Source organism: Barnesiella sp. ET7, from assembly GCF_024733785.1.
GTDB classification, from domain to species: domain Bacteria; phylum Bacteroidota; class Bacteroidia; order Bacteroidales; family Barnesiellaceae; genus Barnesiella; species Barnesiella merdigallinarum.
This window is the reverse complement of record NZ_JANRHM010000017.1, coordinates 61,687-81,549: the sequence shown is the minus strand read 5'-3', so window position 1 is coordinate 81,549 and position 19,863 is coordinate 61,687. Positions and strand designations below refer to the sequence as shown.

The following is a 19,863-nucleotide window of genomic DNA, read 5'->3' as shown; positions in this document are numbered from 1 at the left end:
CCCAGTAAAGTGTCGCTTGCGGGTACCGGCCTTTGCTGGTATTTCTGGATTCCGCGTCGCAGCGCGAAATGACATGAACGGGTATCCCTGGATACCGCGTCGGAGCGCGGTATGACTAGTCCACTCCGTCACGCTGCGGTATGTCATAAACAAAAACCCCTGCAACTCGCACGAGTTGCAGGGGTTTGTCATATCGATAGTGTTATCGATTACTTGTTCAGGGCTTGGGCTACGTCTACGGCGCAAGCTACGGTGCAACCTACCATGGGGTTGTTACCGATACCGAGGAAGCCCATCATCTCTACGTGGGCAGGTACCGACGAAGAACCGGCGAACTGAGCGTCGCTGTGCATACGACCCATCGTGTCAGTCATACCGTAAGAGGCGGGACCGGCAGCCATGTTGTCGGGGTGCAGGGTACGGCCCGTACCACCACCCGATGCAACGGAGAAGTATTTCTTGCCTCTCTCTACGCACTCTTTCTTGTAGGTACCGGCTACGGGGTGTTGGAAACGCGTGGGGTTCGTCGAGTTACCCGTGATCGATACGTCTACGCCTTCGTGCCACATGATGGCTACACCTTCGCGTACGTCGTCAGCACCATAGCATTTTACTTTGGCGCGTTCGCCTTTGGAGTAGGGGATTTCACGAACCACTTTCAATTCGCCCGTATAGTAGTCGAACTGAGTTTGTACGTAGGTGAAACCGTTGATACGCGAGATGATTTGTGCAGCGTCTTTACCCAGACCGTTGAGGATGCAACGGAGGGGCTCTTTACGTACTTTGTCGGCTTTGGCGGCAATTTTGATAGCACCTTCGGCAGCGGCAAACGACTCGTGACCAGCCAGGAAGGCGAAGCATTTGGTCTCTTCGCGGAGCAGACGGGCAGCGAGGTTACCGTGACCGAGACCTACTTTACGGTCGTCGGCTACCGAACCGGGGATACAGAACGACTGCAGACCGATACCGATGGCTTCGGCAGCGTCGGCGGCGTTTTTGCAACCTTTCTTCAAGGCGATGGCGGCACCTACTACATAGGCCCACTTGGCGTTCTCGAAGCAGATGGGTTGAGTCTCCTCGCAAGTTTTATAAGGATCGAGTCCGTAAGATTCGCAGATGGCGTTGGCCTCTTCAATATCTTTGATTCCGTTGGCGTTCAAGGCAGCAAGAATTTGCTTGATACGACGGTCTTGACTTTCAAATTTCACTTCTCTAATCATAGTCTCTTCCTCCTTATTTTATTCGTTACGGGGATCAATATATTTCACTGCACCGGCCTCTTTGGTGAAACGACCGTAGGTACCGGTTACTTTCTTGAGAGCCTCGTTGGCGTCGGTTCCTTTCTTCACCTCGTCCATGAATTTGCCCAGGTGAACAAACTCATATCCGCAGATTTCGTCGTTCTCGTCGAGAGCCAGCGTTTTGATGTAGCCCTCGGCCATTTCGAGGTAGCGGGGACCTTTGGCCAGCGTACCGTACAGCGTACCTACCTGGCTGCGCAGACCTTTACCGAGGTCTTCGAGACCGGCACCGATCATCAGACCGCCTTCGGAGAAGGCCGACTGGGTACGACCGTAAACGATTTGCAGGAAGAGTTCGCGCATAGCCGTGTTGATGGCATCGCAAACGAGGTCGGTATTCAAGGCTTCCAAGATGGTTTTACCGGGGAGAATCTCCGATGCCATGGCGGCCGAGTGAGTCATACCCGAGCAACCGATAGTCTCTACCAGAGCTTCTTGGATAACACCGTTCTTTACATTCAACGTCAGTTTGCAAGCACCTTGTTGAGGAGCGCACCAACCGATACCATGGGTCAAGCCCGAAATATCAATCACTTCTTTTGCTTTCACCCATTTTCCCTCTTCGGGGATAGGAGCCGGTCCGTGATTAGGACCTTTCTTTACAACACACATGTGTTCTACTTCGTGTGAATAAACCATAATTCGCTCTTTTTATTTGATGAGTATTTTTATGCTCTTTTCAGCGATGCAAAGATAAGTTTTTTTCTTCATGTAAACAAGGGCTTTCCCCGGGCAATCGCATCAAAAAAATAACGGAACCGGCATATTTATACCTCCCCGACCGGCGAGGCGAAGGGCAACCTGTAGGCGACGATGCCCGGTTCTCGATAAAGCAAAGTCCCGACCTCAAGAGCCGGGACTTGATTCTGTGCATTACGCGATTTCTGTTTCTCATGCTATCGCGGGCGACATGCTGCTGCAACGACAGCACTTACCGCACGACCGCTTTCCGCACGGTATCGCCCACCTGCACGATATAAGCCCCACCGGGCAGCGTGATGGTGCGGTCGGTTCCCCGATATACCGGGCGACCTTGCAGGTTATAGACGGTAGCCGGGGCTGACGTGCCCGCTATATGCAACTGGCCGGGGGTAGTGAAGATGCGGAGGTTATTCCCATCGACCGACTGGATACCGCTCACCTCGTTGCCGGTGAGCTGCACGAGAATGGCAAAGATACGGTAGTTCACCCCTTCGCCTATGGGAATTACCAGGGTATACACTGCGCCCGGCTCGATGTCGTCGCTACCCGTATAGTAGAGGTAGCCGTCGGCTATGTGGGCGTCGAGTATGCGGGTGTCGCCCGAGGGTGTACCCAAGTAGGCTCCTTCGGGAATTTCGGGCAGGGCAATGGAGTCGCTATGGCCGGCGGCAATCATGCCGGTGGCCATCTTTTCGCCCGGCCATTCTCCCTTGTCAATGGTAATGTCAAACGGGGTTTGCCCATAATACCATTTGCCGTTTTTACTCAACAAGGTAGACATGACATGGTATGGCCCGGCATCGACCGGCAGGCCATAGGCGAACGGCTCGATGGTGTCCGTACGGTAGGCATAAACCGCACAAAGGCTGTCGGGAATACCTTCTGCCGTGAAGTCGATACCAGCCTCTATCGGGGCTTGGTCATACGCCGGGTTTCCGGGCGTAATGTCCAGCGCAATATCCGTCCCGTTCGTATTCCGTTTGTACACACCATAGGGGAAGCCCTCGCGATACCCGGTCACACCTTCGCCCACCGGTATGGCTATGGCCTCTGCCGTCAAATAGTCTGCGACCGTCGGTTCCACGAAGAAGCCACCTTCAACGACGTTGTAATTGCCCCATACCTGGTTGACCTCAAACCTGCCCATATATCCCCCCTTAATGGATAATTGAGTACCATCTTGTCGGTTGATAAAGATGTCTTTGTCACGAAATTCATCGCCCGGGGCCGAGTTGTTGATGATAACACCGCCTGTGATGGAGATAGTGTCCACCCAGTTAGTCGAAACGCCGGCTCCGTAATAACCGATATTACCGGAAATGAGGCCATCGTTGATAACGAGGGATCTCGCTTGATTCATGTAAATTCCTCCACCCGAGTTGGTACCCTCGCAAACATTGTCAATAATCAGACCGTCATTGAGCGTAAACTGGGAGTAGAGATATCCGTAAATCGCTCCGGCATCTTTTATCCCGTTGTTGCCCGATATTTCTCCACCGTTCATCACGAAGTGTGCTCTCGATCCTGAGATATAGACACCACCTCCTTGGTCTGCTCTGTTGCCCCATATCTTGCCCCCGTTCAGGGTCAAAGCCTCATAGGCAAATATACCTCCACCTCCCGAAACCGAGGTGTTACCGGCCACTTGACCGCCGTTGATGACAACCCTTCTTTCCATCTCACCCGGCTCATCACTACTATCCCAGATAGCGATACCGCCACCCCCGATAGGGCCTAAATTAGTGCGAGTAGATCGATTGCCGGCTATCGCACCGCTTTCGAGCGTGAAGCAAGCTCCCTCCCCATCGACAAAGACACCTCCAAGGGTAAGGCCACCGGTAATTACACCGCCATCAATCACGCCGATGGTATCGGCTGCCTCATATTGTGTGTCCCACTCGTCCGACCCGTCGTCGAACACGAACCGTCCTTCCTCATTTCTATAATACCGGTGCTGGTGCTCCGGAGCTTCGCTCCCCTCTTGACAGTCGCACACCGTGAGTTTGGAAGCATCGACACTGACAACCGGGTTGTCGCCCAGGCCGGTCAGTTGGTAACCATTCAGACACAGGGTAACCACCGCTCCGTCGGCTATGACGAGGTCGGCTTCCAGCCTGGTGTCGCCGGTGAGATAATACATGGCCGGCTGCTCGTCGGTAGAGCCGGCCCCAATCGTGCCCCCGCTTGCCGGTAACGGAATCCATCCGTCGCTGTGGTCGTGGGCACTCAACTGTGAGGTTGTCATTATCGCCAGAAAGGCGATGGCTGTGTAAAGCGATTTCATATCTTCAAGTTTTTAGTGATGGCATCTGTTGTCTCCCTGTCGGGTCAAACAAAAATAACCATAACCCAAAGGCAAAACAACCGCCATCCCCCCCTTACAGAGCAATTTTTGTTGATAGAGCAAAAAAAATTGTTGATAGAGCAAAAATTTTATGTGAATTGGGTGCTGAATGACAGAAAAGGCTCAAAAAAACAGGGCTGCCTTATTGCTCCTCTACAAAACTCTTCCTCCACTTGGAGGGCGAGCACCCCTCCTTTTCGGTAAAAATCCGGGTGAAATAACTCAGCGAGAGGAACCCCGACTCCTCGGATATGGCTGCAATCGTCAACTCGGGATGCTCCACCATCTGCTGCTTGGCATACTCGATGCGCAGCCCGGCAATCCACTCGCGGAACGAAGCCTGATAGACAGACTTGATGTAGTCAGAGAGGTAGGTGCGGTTGGTGCCCAACTCGAGGGCCAGGTCGCCGATAGTCAGCTTCGGACTGGTATATCTCTGACTCCCAATCCAGGCGGCGAGGCGTATTTCCAGCTTCTTCCGATACGGCTGCGGGCCCAGTAGCATTTCCTCCTCGACGGGAACAAGGTCGTCGGCATCTTCATCTTCGAGAGGTTCCTGCTCCAGGATGCTTTCCACCTGTTCGTAGAAAAGCAGGTAGTTGATGTAGGAGCCATAGAGGTAAATGTAGAACGGTATGGAAGAGAGCACCCACAGGAAGAGATACCGGTCGGGCAGGAAGGTGAGCACCCCACAGCTGACCCCATAGATGACCGCCCACCAGGTGAAGATGGACATCCAGCGGATATAGGCCGCGATATACTCGGAGTGCGTGTCGTCGAACAGGCGGACCGCCCATCGGTAGGTGCGGATGAGCCTGCGGGCCAGCCATAGGCCATAGGCCAACAACCACAATGCCAGGAATACCAGTCCCACCTGCTGCACGGGCCCCGAAGGCACGGCTATGAGAAGGAGGGCCGAAAGGGCGGTGAACAGCGCCCAATAGCCCATGTGCCGCCAGAAGCGACGGCGGGTCAGGAAAAAGCGGTCGAGCAATATGGTAAGGGCTGCACTGAACAACCAATAGGCCATGAAGTAGGTGGAGAGGTTCATCAGGATAGCTTCCTGCTCGTGGAGAGGCCGAAGCCCGCAAAAGAGGTGAACCGAATAGTTGGCGCTCAACACCAGCAAGGCTACACCCATGATACGTCGCGAACGCAGGTAGTTGACGAATATGGGCTTGTCGGGCGTCTTGCCCACTAGGAAATAGAGGGCAAAAAACAGCATCAGCACCAAGGCTATACCCAATGAATAATCATAGAGAGCAAGATTCATCTTTTCACACTTTGCGGCAACTCGATGCAAAGGTATAAGGATTTCCGGTTATTTCGCACTCGGAATCGGTCCAAAAAATCAAGATTGTCATTCATACTCGCAGGAATCGCTCCCGGAGGCTTCGGCGGGAATGATACCCATCTTTTTCATCAGGAAACAGGCGTTCATGTTGCGGGCAATGCCAGGTTGCAGGCGATAGGTGAAAGTGAGTTCGTCGCCCTCGATGGTGGCCTCGAACCGGTAATTGCTTATCTGCCCGGGCAACTTCTCGGCCAGTTGGCCCAGCACCAGGTCGTGGGTGGCGATGATGCCGGCGGCACCGGCCTCGACCAACTGCCGCACCAGGGCGAGCGAGCCGGTCTGCTTGTCGACCGAATTGGTGCCCCGCAGAATTTCGTCGAGGATGACAAAGAGTTTTTCGCCGGCACGCAACCGCACCACAATCTGCTGCAGCCGCTTGAGCTCGGCAAAGAAGTACGACTCGTTGTCGGCCAGCGAGTCGCTGGCCCGCAGACCGGTGAAGAGGGGCAGCGGCGTGAAGGTCATGCTGCGGGCACACACGGGGGCACCCATGCACCCCAGCAGGTAGTTGATGCCGATGGTGCGCAGGTAGGTGCTCTTGCCGGCCATGTTGGCCCCGGTGATGACCTGGAAGGAGCCTTCGTTTATGGGGGCCACGTCGTTGCAGACACAGCGGTCGCGGGGAATGAGGGGATGCCCCAACGCCTCGGCCTGCATCACGGGCCGACGGTCGAGCACAATCCGGGGGAAGACGTAGTGCGGATGATTGTAGCGGAAGGTGGCCAGTGAGCAGAGAGCGTCGAACTGCGCCAGCACATCGAGCCAACGGGGCAGTTGCTCGCGGTTCTCGTCGAGCCAGCGATTCAGCGCATTGAGTTGCCGCAGGTCCCACAACAGAAAGCCGTTGAGTACCGTGAAGCCTACAAAATTACAGCGTTGGTCGAGGTTGCCGAGCAACCGGCGCAACCGGGCCACCCGCTGCGAAACCGAGCCGTGACCGTCGACACACACGCGTTGCAGTTGGCCCAGCCATTCGCTCTCGAAACGGTTTTGCTCTACCATCTCGAACAGGCGGGCGTAGTGCGACAGGGAGGCCAGAGCTCCGTTGAGCTGCTCCTGCAGGCGGGTCACCCGCTTGGCCAGCACACCAGCCACGGCCAGCAAGGCGATAAAGGGCCACACAATCACACTGCCGGCAATCGCACCGGCCAGCCACAAGACTACCAGGACAAGATAGAGGGCGGGAATGGCAAGAATCAGACGGTGCACCAATCGTCCCGTGCCGAAGCGGGGCAACGCGGCCAGCTGCTCCAGCAAACGGCTGTCGGCCGGGCTCTCGCCCGAGCAGGCGCCCCACGACTGGAAGTCGATGCGCAGGTCGGTGCGCCGGCTCAACTCCTCGATTGCTGCCTGCCGCCGACGAATGGTGTCGGCCGTGAGGTCGGGGCTCAACATGGTGCGGGCCAGTGCCTGGCGTCCCACCGCCGTAGCACTGCGGTTGAGGTAGGCAAAGAACGATTTTGACCCGAAGAGGTCGAGGTCGAAACTGTAATCGTGCGTGGGGTCGATAAACTCGTCACCGCCGTCGATGCCCTCGAAGCGGTATTCGAGCAGAGCGAGTTCCCGTCGAATGACACGCTCGCGACAATCGGCAAACTCTTTCCGGCGGAACCACCGGTCGTGCACCCGGGCCAGCCCCAGAAACACAGCAATTCCCATCAGGGCCACCGAGCCCCACGCCCAAGCTCCCGCATCGCGCAGCAGGTAGATGCCCGCCACAGCCCCCACAAAAACGACCAGGCGAAGCAGCCCGATGAACCGAATGCGCCCCTTTATCCGCGCCGCCTCCCGGGCGTTGGCTTCGAGACGGTCGCGGTAATCGTGTTGTATCTCTTCCATAAATCTATTCGGCTAAAGGCTTGTTGATGCGCCACAGATATTTCATAATCATGCGGTCATTATCCTTGATCTCTTCATCCAATTGGGCATACGGTTTGAGATAGATATGAGCAAAACAACTATTTTCTATCTCCTTTTTATTTCTCTTTCCCGATTTTATCAACTGATTCTCTTCAGAAGTGGTCGGCCGATACCCCTGAATCAGCCGCTCCATCACCCATCGGTTATGCTCGACCTGGGCCATTTTCTCCAACAGATCTTTATCCGCCAACAGATTCTCGGGTTCCTCCAATCCGAAGCTGCGTAACTTGGTCGGGATGGAGTGCGCGTTGTAAATATTGGACCAACGATATACCGTCGTGAGGCTCTTCCACAGCTCATCGGCCTGGGTATCATCCAAAGGCACCCATTCCTTCTTCTCCGGTTTTATTTTATTATAAATGAAATTAACCCGTTTGGCCTGCAACAGACTGCTATCGTCTATGTCGTAGCACTCGTCGAGCATGCCGAAGGCCCTCAGCCCATTGTACTGACGGGCCTGCCGCACCAGCTCGATGGTCGAGCACGACACGTTTTGCCGCACCAATATCGAGAGGGCTCTTTTATAGACCTCCTGCGGCATGTAGAGAGCCGTAGCAATGCTCTTCTGGGGCACCTCGAAACAGATAGCGATAGTGAGCAAACTCCGATTTTCGGCACTCGTCCATGATTCGAGCAATTTCTGTACCAGCCGACTCTCGACCGCTCCCTTTACGAACTCAAACTCAATGTCGGACAACCCCGTGCCCTTATGCTCATAACTGCGCGAGTCATCAAGTGTATCGACTACCCGATAGTCGCATTGCTCAAAGAGCGCACTATATCGGCCTCGCAGCATATCGAACTCGGTATCGGCATTCAGGTCGATAAAGGTGATGCGGGTTTTCAACTTGGGGTCTCGCACAAAGTTGGGATAGTGAGCAATGTGCGCTGCCTTCATGGCCAGAGCTACCCCCATACTGGTCATGCCCACAATGACCAGGTGCACATGGCGATTGCTCTCGTAGTCGATACCTTCGCCGTCGAGCGGAGTATAGACAATAGGGGCAACTCCGTCGTTATGCGGGTCGTATTTCCCCCACACCAACACCTTCTCGGCCCACGTTTCGTAGAAGTTGAAGGGCAGAAAATCGATTAACTTCTCGGTCCGTTTGTCGTACTCCGTTTTCAAAGACTCCAATTGAGCCAAATCCGATTGATTATCTTTCAACGAATTACGCATTGTCGTGTACCACAAATTGTCGGTATCGGTACGTTTTTTAAACACCGTTTCGACGTTGTTCCGCTGGAATACGGCAAAGGTCGATTGTGCCTCGAACAAGACATGACACCGCTTGCAACCCGCCAGCTCATCACTCACCAGTCTTTTCAAACCGCTCAGCGTTTTGGGGGTATAATGATTCCGCAAAATACGGTTAATCAACGTCACACTCTCGATATTGACTGAATCGTGATCGGTCTCGCCCTCCTCTCCCAAGAGGAAAATCTCCTGACAATCGGACAGATGCAATGTCTCCAAATCCTCACGCGAATCACGACCGCCGTGCAGGATAATGGTGCGACGGTCTATCTCGGTATCGAGTTTCGACAACAGTTCGTGGCGTACGGTCTCGACATCGCTAGTCGTCTGGATTACGAACAGATAGGGAATATCTTTAACTCGATTGTCGCTTTGCGCCATTCGGTACAATTGCTTGATGAGCCCGATAGCCATCTTGTCAAACCCGATAATGACATAATGGTTCTTGAATTTATAACTTATCTGTCCCTCACGGGCTCGCTCTACCCGGCGGTCGATGATATTCGAGAAAATCGAGATAAGCAGCCCGCCCATTAACACCGAACCTGTAATTGAGATAAACAAGGCCAGCAGCCTGTTGCCTGCTCCCTCGACCACATACTGGTTGCCCGGATCGGCAAAATGGTAATAGACATCGAGCAGAATGTTGCGCGGCTCGTTCTCCTTGATGGTGAGCGTACAGCCGGTGACCCACTCGATAACGATAAACAGCAGTATAAAAAAGACAATGACTACCGCCAAAAACAGCAACTGCCACCGAATACCCGACGACAAGATGCGGTCGATACCGATTACCGGGTATCTGAAAAGCTCCTTCAACCGTTTCATTTCCGCTTTACGATTTCAAACCCCGCCGCTTGGATAAACCGCAAGGTACCCAGGGCTGTATTTCGGTCATATGCTTTCTCGATTTCGGGCAGTTCTTCATACGGCACCAGGCAAGGGTGCGTCTTCGCCACGTCGTCCCGGCGCTCGCCATAGCGCCACCCTTCGGCCAGGCGCGACTGGGCCCACACCTCATGCACATTTCTTGCCAAGGCTTCGACCAGCGGAGTCAACGCCTCGGGCAGCACCTCGCCCGAGGTATCGAGCGGTGCCGGCGTATAGGATTCTTTTCTCATGATTCTACGGATAAACGATTTTTTAATTTTAATAACAAAGATAGTATTATCGGGGAACCGAAACAAATTTCACACCGTCAATCCTACAAAAATCTGTCGAGAGTCCATCTCACCGCAACTCGAGCGTGCGCTGCATCACAAGATGCTCGTGCAGCTCATCGGTCTCGAGATAGAGATTCACCTGATAACGCCCGGCCCGGAATGTGTCGACGGAGCCGTCGGAACGCTCGTACCAAAAGGTTCCCGAAATCTCGAAATCTTTATAGAAGAGGCTCTGCGGGTCGAAAGGCTCGGTCTCCCGGTCTCTGGAACAGGAGTATATGAGATTGCCGTCCAGATAGAACCGGAAGGTCAGTTTCAAGGGGTGACCCGCCTCGAGAGAGCGCCACTGAAATCCGGCAATCATGTACTTACAGGCATTGGCCCTGAACTGGAGTTGTCGGGCCACACCCCCTTCGAGGAGAGAGAGTCCGCAATCGTAAGCAACCCAGTCTGTCATCTCCTTCTCGTCGTTGTAGAAGTAGAACACCAGAGCCACCGGCTCAATCCAGCCACGCTGCATGGGCGACTTTTCGACCTCGAACTGCCCGCTGCCCACCTGCCGCCCCTTGTAACAAAGCAGATAGGTGTAACGTCCCGGGTCGTAGGAGTTGCCCGAATCGCTGCCCCAGCCGCACATCTGCAACCAGCCTCCGGCCGGGTCGAGGGTCACCGTGTGGTCAAATCGGCTCGTCTTGCCCGTCTGCTCGTTTCTGATTTCGACATCATATGTAATCTCGCGCTCGACATCCGACAGGCTGGAATATCGGCAACGCATCGCCATATAGCGGGGAGAGACAAAACTCCCGGTGCCCCAGTCGTCGATTACCGTCTGTTCGCTGTCGTTGTTGCGAAACTGGAAATCCGACTCGATGCGAATCCACCCCTGCTCGTCCCAAAGTTCTTCGACCGGGACAATGTGGAGCCGAGAACTAATTATAAGTTCTCCTTTCTTATCTAAAAGCTCATATTCCCACCAGCCCACGGTTTTAAAAGCGGTTCCCTCTTCCGACCCCCAGGCCGGCAGATTGGCCAGCCGGTTCTCACAAATCTGCAAGGGCGCCTCGAAATCATAGCTGTTCACCTTGCCATCGGGAGCCGTCATGCGCACCGTCATCGTAACCTTGCGCTCGATACGCGAGGTTATCCTCGCCACGGGCATCACATAGCGAGCGTTGTTATAAAGCCTATTCTCTGGACGGGAATCCCGTTTACCGTCTTTTCCCACCTCACAAAAATTGAGCGCATGGACTTTATAGCCCCGGTCTCTCTTGAAAAAATCAAACAGTCCCATAAGTCTTATTAGATGAGGTTAATGAGTGATTATGCGAATATACAAAAGCAACAAATAATCCATGGGATCCGCTCTTACCCGAGTCACCCTTTTTCGACCTATTTCATCAAATCGATGGTCTGTTGCATGACCAAATGCTCGGCGAGCTCCCGGGTTTCGAGGTACACCTTCACTTGATAACGTCCGGCCGGGAAAGGGTGCAACTCTCCATTAGAGTCTTCCAGCCGCATGGACCCGGAGACCTCGAAATCCTGTTCAAAAATATCTTGTTTGGTCAAGTCGGGATCATGAGTGACCACATGTGAAGAATTGGAATAGACCAGTCGGCCATCCATATAAAACTTGAATGTCAGTTTCAGCCGATGCCCCTTTTCAAGAGAGCGCCATTGAAAACCGGCTACGGCTTTTTTATACGCATTGGCCTTGAATGTCTGCTGCTTAATCAGTTCGCCTTTGGCCAAATCCAAATTCATGCCACAATCATAAGCTACCCACAATTTCAATTCGTCGTCGGTATTATAGAAATAGAGAACCAGAGCCTCGGGTTCGATCCAACCCTGCTGGCGGGGCGATTTCGCCACTTCGAAGCGGCCGCTTGCCAACCGCTTCCCCTTGTAGGAAAGGGTATAGATATAACTCCCCGGCGAGTAGGATGTGCCCGATTGCGAGCCCCAACCGCACATCTGCAACCACCCGCCACGGGGGTCGAGCGTGGCCGTGTAATCAAAGCTTTTGGTTCGACCCGTCTGCTCATGCTCGATTTCCACATGATAGGTAACTTTCCGCTCCACTTTCGAATAGCAAGTGTATCCACACCGCATCTGTATATACTGGGGCTCTACAAAACTCTTCGTTCCCCAGTCGTCGATTGCGTTGCCGCTGTAATCGATATTGCGAAATTCGAGATGTGTAGTCACATGAATCCACCCCTTCTCCTCCCAAAGGCTGTCCAGCGAGGCGATTTCGAGCGGAGCCTCGATTACCACCCCGTCGTTTTCGTCCAGCACCTCAAACCGCCAGGTACCCGTTTTGGAGAAAGCGGTACGGCTCTCCGACCCCCACCACGACAGATGAGCCTCCTGGTTTTCAAAGGGGCGCAAGGGGGCGTCCAAAGTATACGTACGCACCACCCCCTCGGGATTGGTAATGCGCACCGTCATCTGCACCGTGCGCTCTACGCGCGAGGTCATTCGCACCACGGGCATCACATAGCGGGCATCGTCGTACAGCCGCAGGCCCGGCCGGGTATCCTTCTTCCCATCCTTGCCCACCTCGCAAAATTCGAGCGAGTGAATATCGTAACCTCTATCTTTCTTGAAAAAATCAAATAGTCCCATAAAAATTGAACAAGAATAATAGACAAATTATAAATACCATAAAAACAAACCACCGGGGGACAACCCCGTTCGACTGTCGGGAACCGACGAGGTCAATAAACATCGATAGTGCGCTCCATCACAAAATGCTCGGCGAGTTCTTGGGTTTCGAGATACACCTTCACTTGATAACACCCGGCCGGGAACGTAGATGAAGAAGTACGATATATCACACCCGAATACATGATTTTTTGCAGGGAACGCCCTATGGTCTCTCCGTTTGAGACCCAAGTGTACAGCAAATTACCATTATAGTAAAATTTGAATGTCAGCTTCAAAGGGTGATTCCCTTCAAGAGACTTCCACTGGAAACCGGCAATCAAACTCGTATAGCTGTCTCCCTTGAATGATTGCTGCTCGACAGGCTTCCCTACAACAATAGTCGATGCACTTTGCAGCTGCCATTTCCTTAACTCGTCGTCGGTGTTATAGAAATAAAGAACCAAAGCCTCGGGCTCGATCCAACCCCGTTGGCGGGGCGATTTCGCCACTTCGAAGCGGCCGCTTGCCAACCGCTTCCCCTTGTAGGAAAGGGTATAGATATAACTCCCCGGCGAGTAAGATGTGCCCGATTGCGAGCCCCACCCGCACATTTGCAGCCAATGGGTACCGTCCCGGGGGTCGAGCGTGGCCGTGTAATCAAAGCTTTTGGTTCGACCCGTCTGCTCATGCACGATTTCCACATGATAGGAGACTTTCCGCTCCACTTTCGAATAGCAAGTGTATCCACACCGCATCTGTATATACTGGGGCTCTACGAAACTCCTCGTCCCCCAGTCGTCGATTGCGTTGCCGCTGTAATCGATATTGCGAAATTCGAGATGCGAAGTCACATAAATCCAGCCCGTGTCCTCCCAAATGTCATCTAATGAAGCAATCTCGAGCGGGGCGCCTATGACCACTCGGTCGTCCTCATCGAGGACGTCGAACTGCCATGTGCCCACCGTGGTGAAATAATCCCGGTTCTCCGAACCCCACCACGGGAATTGCGCCGACATGTTTTCTCCCGGTTTCAGCGGCGCGTCAAAATCATACATATGCACCTTGCCGCCGGGCTCGGTGATACGTACTTTCATCTTGACAGTGCGGTCGATACGCGACGTCATCTTCACCACCGGCATGATATAACGCGAGTCGGTATAATGTTTGAGACTGGGTAAAGTTTCGCGCTTGCCGTCTTTCCCCACCTCGCAAAATTCGAGCGAGTGAATATCGTAACCTCTATCTTTCTTGAAAATATCGAACAGTCCCATAGTTGCAGCATTAGACGACAGTGTATATTCTGCGAATATATAAAATATTTTAAAATTGCCAAACTATCTGACGATAAAGTTTATAGCTCAATGACAGCAACGACAGGCGGGAGACCCCGACCGATTCCCCGACATGAGGAGCGGCAGCACGTTCCCGACCGTCGGGCCCGAGAGTATCCCCCCAATCGTCCGCCCCAAATTCGAGGTACAACGAGTAAACAAATTCGCGTCTTCCTGTTTATATTCCCGTCTAAATTCCCTACATTTGCAAAGAGTAGAAAAACCAATACGAAGATGAAAAAAGAGTTGTGTCTGCTGCTGGCCATTTTGTTTACCCTGTCGCTCCATGCCGGCAACGGGAAGGCCAAGATTACGTTTGAGTCCCCCCGCTACGATTTCGGCTACATCCAGGAATCGAAGGGCAAAGTGACCCACACGTTCGAGTTTACCAACACGGGCAACGCCCCGCTCATCATCGTCGACACCCGCAGCCTCTGCGGCTGTACCGCCTCGCGCTTCACCAAAGAACCCATTGCCCCCAACGGCAAAGGCTCTATCGATGTCCGGTTCGACCCCGCAGGGCGACCCGGTCCGTTCCGCAAAGAGATCAAGGTCTACACCAATACCAGCAAAGCGGCTGTAAAACTTATTGTCGAGGGGGTTGTTGTCTCTAAAAAGAAGTGATTATGAAACGTACTCTCTTAGCCCTCTGTTTCGGCTCACTGCTGGCTACGGCCCTGGCCCAGCCGCGCATCACGTTCGACGAAAAGGAGCACGACTTCGGCACCTTCGAGGAGGAGACCGGCCGGGTGACACACATTTTCAAGTTTGTCAACTCGGGCAACGAGCCGCTGGTGGTGACCAACGTGCGCACGACTTGTGGTTGTACTGCCTCGCAATACACCCGAGAACCTGTGGCCCCCAACGATTCGGGTGTCATCAAGGTGACCTATAACCCCAAAGGGCGTCCGGGCCGATTCTCCAAACCGGTCTACGTCACGACCAACGCCTCGACCGACCGCGAGACCCTGCGCATCACGGGGGTAGTCATCGGATCCAAATCGCGCCGGGCAGCCAACCCCTACCGCATAGGCGATCTGTCGCTGCGCAGCCTGCACATGCCACTTTTCGACGTACCCAAAGGGCACCTCAAAACAGGCCAGCTCTTTGTGCGCAACGAAGGGAAGAGCGACCTGATTCCCATCTTCAAGCAGGTACCCTCGCATATCACGGTCGAGATGATTCCAGCCATACTCCACCCCGACGAAGAGGGAATTATCAAGATAAGCTACGACCCCGATGCCATCGACGACTGGGGATTCCGTCGCGATGAATTCAATCTGGGATTCGAAAGCGACACCGAGAGCACATTCAACACCATCACCGTATCGGCCAACCTGCTCGACGACTTCGGGTCATGGACAGCCGAAGAGCGGCAGCAAGCCGGCCATGCCACCCTCTCGACCGAGGTGGTCGACTTCGGCATCATCAAAGGGAACAAACCCCAAAAGCAAACCCTGACGATTACCAACAACGGGGAATCGAAATTGACCATACACAAGGTGACCAACGAAAACCGGCCCTTGCAAGTAAAACTGAAACGCCACACCATCAATCCCGGAAAGTCGGCCGAGCTGACTGTCGAGGTAGATCCTTCGCTGGCCCGTACCAACCTGCTGAACTGCCGGGTTATGCTCATCACCGACGACCCCAACCGTCCGTCGGTACCCATCCGGGTATTAGGCTCTTTTGAATAACCTCTTAACACAGAAAAAAAATTATGGAACATCCCGAGAACGACGCACAATATGCCGGCCTTGCCGTAAACAAAGGCATTGAACAACCGCCCACGGTCAATCCCTATCTGAAAAAAATGCGGACAGCCCGTCGCCGCTCCTTCACCGCGGCCGAATATGTAGAGGGCATCATCAAAGGCGACACGAGTATCCTGAGCCAGGCCGTCACACTGGTCGAGAGCAACCGCTACGAACACCAGGCCATCGCCCAGGAGGTAATCGAGAAGTGTCTGCCCCACGCCTGCGACTCGGTGCGGGTGGGTATCACCGGTGTGCCGGGTGCGGGCAAAAGTACCTCGATCGACGCCTTCGGCCTCCACGTGCTCAAGCGGGGCGGAAAACTGGCCGTGCTGGCCATCGACCCCAGCAGCGAGCGCTCCAAAGGGAGTATTCTGGGCGACAAGACCCGCATGGAGAAGCTCTCGGTTCATCCCAATGCCTTCATACGGCCTTCCCCCTCGGCTGGCTCGCTGGGTGGTGTAGCCCGCAAGACCCGCGAGACCATCGTGCTGTGCGAGGCCGCCGGCTACAACAATATCTTTGTCGAGACCGTAGGTGTGGGACAGTCGGAGACGGCCGTGCACTCGATGGTCGATTTCTTCCTGCTCATCCAGCTGGCCGGTACCGGCGACGAGCTGCAGGGCATCAAGCGGGGCATCATGGAGATGGCCGACGGCATCGTCATCAACAAGGCCGACGGCAGCAACATCGAGAAGGCCAAGCTGGCCCAGGCGCAGTTCCGTAACGCCCTGCACCTGTTCCCCCCCACGCCTTCGGGCTGGACGCCCCAAGTGCTCACCTACTCGGGCTACTACGAGATAGGCATCGCCGAGGTGTGGGAGATGATCGACAACTACGTGGCCTTCGTCAAGAAAAACGGCTACTTCGACTACAAGCGTCAGGAGCAGGCCAAATACTGGATGTTCGAAACCATCAACGAACAGTTGCGCGACCACTTCTACCGTAACCCGCAAATCGAGAAGATGCTCGAGGAGAAGCAGGCCAAGGTGCTGAACAACGAACAGAGCTCGTTCATGGCCGCCAAAGATGTGCTCGACTACTACTTCAACCAAGCCAAATAACAGTTGCCGCCCATGAAACAGGTCATTTGCCCAAAATGCGATAAAGCCTTCACCTTCGACGAGTCGCGCTACGATGCCTCGTGCAACATCTCGTTCATCTGCCCGAACTGCCGCAAGCGCTTCGTGATGACCCTCGACGAGATAGAGAGTGCCGAAGGGGACGGACTCGACACTTCGCACGGCTACATCACCGTGCTCGAGAATGCCTTCGGCTACCGGCAGGAGTTTCCGCTGCACCCGGGCGACAACCTCATCGGCCGCGCCTCGAAGGGGACCGAGGTCGACATCGCCATCGAAACCACCGACATGAGCATGGACCGCCGCCACTGCATCATCCACGTCAAAGAGAAGGGGGGGCATCCGCAACTCACCCTGCGCGACAACCCCAGCCTCACCGGCACCTTCCTGCGCAACACCCTGCTGGGCGACCGCGAACGAGCCCTGCTCCACGACGGCGACGTGGTGTCGATAGGGGCCGCCACCTTCATCGTGCACATCCCCGGCGAAGAGGAGGACGACGAGTATTTCGAATAAGAATTTTCAATCTTTAGAATGAGAGAAGAAGTATCTAACGCTACTTTACGGAACTGGCAAAAATTGCATGTCGACAAATCAAACAAGTTACTCAGCCGAGCCAATAAAAGCCGGTCGAGAAAACTTGTTTTACCTACCTCTTATCTGCCCGAATATCATCTCGAAGACTATATATCACACCTCCTGTCACTCCCTTATCGCATCGACGACATTATCTATTCGTTGTGCATTTACAGATTATCCATCTTTGGGCTCATCGACAAAAAACATGTGCAGCAGACTTTTGCCGAATACAATCGATACCAATACATTCCCGAAATAGAATCGAAAGAGATTCTTACCATCGAGAAGGATATTTTAGGCTATATCTATCAGGCCATGACACCTGAAGGAGAGCGAAACAAAAGCGGTAAATATTATACGCTCGAGCATATCGTATCGGACATGACAAGCGATATTTGCCTGTCGAATGACAAACGCTTTTTAGATCCCTGTTGCGGAAGCGGGGCCTTCCTGACCCAAATAGCAGCATCAAATCCCGAGAACTTATACGGAATCGACATCGATCCCTTGGCCGTAATGATAGCGAAAACCAATCTCCTCATTCGCTATCCCCACAACACCTTCTCGCCCCGTATCTTTTGTTTCGATTTCCTGCAAGGCATTACCATAGAGACCCCTCAAACAACAAAAGAGATACTGTCTACCACATTCGACTATATCTATACCAATCCGCCATGGGGAGGAACTCGCCAAAATATCTACCCTTCGGAACACATATCGTCGAAGGAGAGAGCCTCGCTGTTCCTGGAAAAAAGTTATTCGCTCTTGAAAAAGAAGGGAACTCTCAAATTCCTGTTACCTATTTCGATACTCAACATATCAACCCACAACGACATACGCAGTTTCATCTGCAAAAATACGGCCATACGGGAAATACAGATTCATAATCGTAAATTCAACGGGGTATACACCGACTTCTTCGAGATAAAGCTGTCGAAAGAGACGCCGTCATCATCGATGCAACAGTATACCGTGTGCAAAGAGAATAATTCCTATACAGTCTCTTTCCGGTTCAACCAGACCGATAAATCCATGGCTATCCCTGTTACCACCTCATACGAGGCTGCCATTCTGGGGAAACTCGAACAAAAACGGCACGACGACCTCACTCACAGCATGTGGGCTTTGGGTATCGTAACCGGCGACAATAAGAGTAAATTGAAAACAGAGCCGGCCCCCTCGCTCGAAAAAATTTATACCGGGAAAGAGATAGAGCCGTACACGCTGAAAGAGAACAAATACTTTATCCTCTACGATAGAAACCAGTTGCAACAATGTGCAAAAGACGCCTTATACCGGGCTCCCCAAAAACTGGCATACAAGTTTATTTCCAAAAAGTTGATATTTGCCTATGACGACCAAGGCCGACTCTTTCTCAATAGTGCCAACCTGCTGATTCCGTCGGTCGATACGCTTTCCATAAAAAGCGTATTGGCATTCCTGAACTCCGAACTATACCAGTTTATCTATCAGATTCAGTTCAACGACATAAAAATCTTAAAGGGAAATCTCTCGAAACTACCTTTCCCCAAACTCACACCCGAAGAGGACCGATTCCTTTGTACGCAGGTCGACGAGATATTGTGCGGGAACACATCGGCTCGACAAGAAATTGAAGACTTTATATATTTCCTCTTTGATATATCGCAAGAAGAAAGAAACTACATAACGAAATTTCTATATGGATAATCTACTGATAGAACTAAAAAAGCTAATACCACAATTACCACAGGAAGAACAAAACAGATTGTCAGACGATGTTCTGGACAAACTGCACTCCATATATCCGTTCAATAAATTCGAATATATCCTCTCTCATCTTATTGCCCATAAAATAATTTCCATACAAGATTATTACAATATTCGCTCCTCCTATTTGAATCGGAACAAATATTTGTATATCTTTGAAATTACGGCACCTCGCACATTCGGAGAGAATTGGGCACAACGTCATTTAAATGAAGTTGTACCCGAATTGCAACGCCCCTCTACACTATTGGATCCGGGCTACTCGGGAGAATATGATTTTTGGTACCACGGAATAAAAATAGAAGTAAAGGCATCGAGAGCTGTAAAAAGAGGAAGCAAAGAGACCCTCATTATGAAAGCCTTGAGCTACGGCAGCCCCTTTGGCTTTGATATGAATTTTCAACAGCTGAAACCGAAGTGCTGCCATGTTTTCGTATGGATTGGGGTTTGGAAAGACCGAATCATATATTGGGTACTATCCAATGCCGACGTCGTGAACAATCCTCATTACTCGAAAGGGCAACACCGGGGCAACACGGGGGAAGGGCAATTATGGATAAAAGAATCCAACATAAAGGAGTTCATCCCGTATGAAGTGGATGTACGGAATATCTTAAACAAAATAGAACAGAAATATACGGAATCTCAACTCATGACATCATTATAACACTCAATAA

Annotated in this window: 16 protein-coding genes; 6 read left to right on the top strand and 10 right to left on the bottom strand. The window is 52.8% G+C overall.

Features of this window, described 5'->3' with window-relative positions; all coding sequences use genetic code 11:
• Positions 1–209: 209 nt before the first annotated feature.
• The 10 genes from NW211_RS11030 to NW211_RS10985 form a co-directional block, all read right to left on the bottom strand.
• A complete protein-coding gene (locus tag NW211_RS11030) occupies positions 210–1,220 on the bottom strand; it encodes a GGGtGRT protein (RefSeq protein ID WP_087409006.1) in 1,011 nt (336 codons plus the stop codon).
• An 18-nt stretch (positions 1,221–1,238) separates the two neighbouring features.
• Positions 1,239–1,940 (bottom strand): iron-sulfur cluster assembly scaffold protein, encoded by a 702-nt coding sequence (locus NW211_RS11025; RefSeq protein WP_258327888.1) that lies wholly within the window; start codon positions 1,938–1,940, stop codon positions 1,239–1,241.
• Positions 1,941–2,232: 292 nt separating this feature from the next.
• On the bottom strand, positions 2,233–4,287 hold the full coding sequence (locus NW211_RS11020; protein WP_258327887.1) for a hypothetical protein: 2,055 nt from the start codon (positions 4,285–4,287) through the stop codon (positions 2,233–2,235).
• A gap of 202 nt (positions 4,288–4,489) precedes the next feature.
• Positions 4,490–5,620, bottom strand: a complete 1,131-nt coding sequence (locus NW211_RS11015) for an AraC family transcriptional regulator (protein ID WP_258327886.1) — start codon at positions 5,618–5,620, stop codon at positions 4,490–4,492.
• A gap of 87 nt (positions 5,621–5,707) precedes the next feature.
• A complete protein-coding gene (locus NW211_RS11010; protein WP_258327885.1) occupies positions 5,708–7,540 on the bottom strand; it encodes a hypothetical protein in 1,833 nt (610 codons plus the stop codon).
• Positions 7,541–7,544: 4 nt separating this feature from the next.
• Positions 7,545–9,707 carry a hypothetical protein gene (locus NW211_RS11005; RefSeq protein ID WP_258327884.1) on the bottom strand — a complete coding sequence of 721 codons (2,163 nt, stop codon included), beginning with the start codon at positions 9,705–9,707 and terminating at the stop codon, positions 7,545–7,547.
• Entirely contained in the window at positions 9,704–10,000 is a 297-nt protein-coding gene (locus NW211_RS11000; RefSeq protein WP_258327883.1) for a RyR domain-containing protein, read from the bottom strand. The genes NW211_RS11005 and NW211_RS11000 overlap by 4 nt, the downstream gene beginning before the upstream one ends.
• Positions 10,001–10,109: 109 nt before the next feature.
• Entirely contained in the window at positions 10,110–11,333 is a 1,224-nt protein-coding gene (locus tag NW211_RS10995; RefSeq protein WP_258327882.1) for a hypothetical protein, read from the bottom strand.
• Between the two features lie 98 nt (positions 11,334–11,431).
• Positions 11,432–12,670 (bottom strand): hypothetical protein, encoded by a 1,239-nt coding sequence (locus NW211_RS10990; protein ID WP_258327881.1) that lies wholly within the window; start codon positions 12,668–12,670, stop codon positions 11,432–11,434.
• Positions 12,671–12,762: 92 nt separating this feature from the next.
• On the bottom strand, positions 12,763–13,962 hold the full coding sequence (locus NW211_RS10985; RefSeq protein ID WP_258327880.1) for a hypothetical protein: 1,200 nt from the start codon (positions 13,960–13,962) through the stop codon (positions 12,763–12,765).
• Between the two features lie 294 nt (positions 13,963–14,256).
• Between NW211_RS10985 and NW211_RS10980 the strand changes: the two genes are divergently transcribed.
• From NW211_RS10980 to NW211_RS10955, 6 genes are all read left to right on the top strand, one after another.
• A complete protein-coding gene (locus tag NW211_RS10980; RefSeq protein ID WP_258327879.1) occupies positions 14,257–14,646 on the top strand; it encodes a DUF1573 domain-containing protein in 390 nt (129 codons plus the stop codon).
• A 2-nt stretch (positions 14,647–14,648) separates the two neighbouring features.
• A complete protein-coding gene (locus tag NW211_RS10975) occupies positions 14,649–15,719 on the top strand; it encodes a DUF1573 domain-containing protein (RefSeq protein WP_258327878.1) in 1,071 nt (356 codons plus the stop codon).
• A gap of 23 nt (positions 15,720–15,742) precedes the next feature.
• On the top strand, positions 15,743–16,840 hold the full coding sequence (gene meaB / locus NW211_RS10970; protein ID WP_258327877.1) for a methylmalonyl Co-A mutase-associated GTPase MeaB: 1,098 nt from the start codon (positions 15,743–15,745) through the stop codon (positions 16,838–16,840).
• Positions 16,841–16,852: 12 nt separating this feature from the next.
• Positions 16,853–17,374: an FHA domain-containing protein gene (locus NW211_RS10965; RefSeq protein WP_258327876.1), complete on the top strand. Its 522-nt coding sequence runs from the start codon at positions 16,853–16,855 to the stop codon at positions 17,372–17,374.
• 270 nt (positions 17,375–17,644) lie between these two features.
• Positions 17,645–19,126, top strand: coding sequence for a TaqI-like C-terminal specificity domain-containing protein (locus NW211_RS10960; protein WP_258327875.1), 1,482 nt, complete (start codon positions 17,645–17,647; stop codon positions 19,124–19,126).
• Positions 19,119–19,853, top strand: coding sequence for a hypothetical protein (locus tag NW211_RS10955; protein ID WP_258327874.1), 735 nt, complete (start codon positions 19,119–19,121; stop codon positions 19,851–19,853). Before NW211_RS10960 ends, NW211_RS10955 begins: the two co-directional genes overlap by 8 nt.
• Positions 19,854–19,863 lie beyond the last annotated feature (10 nt).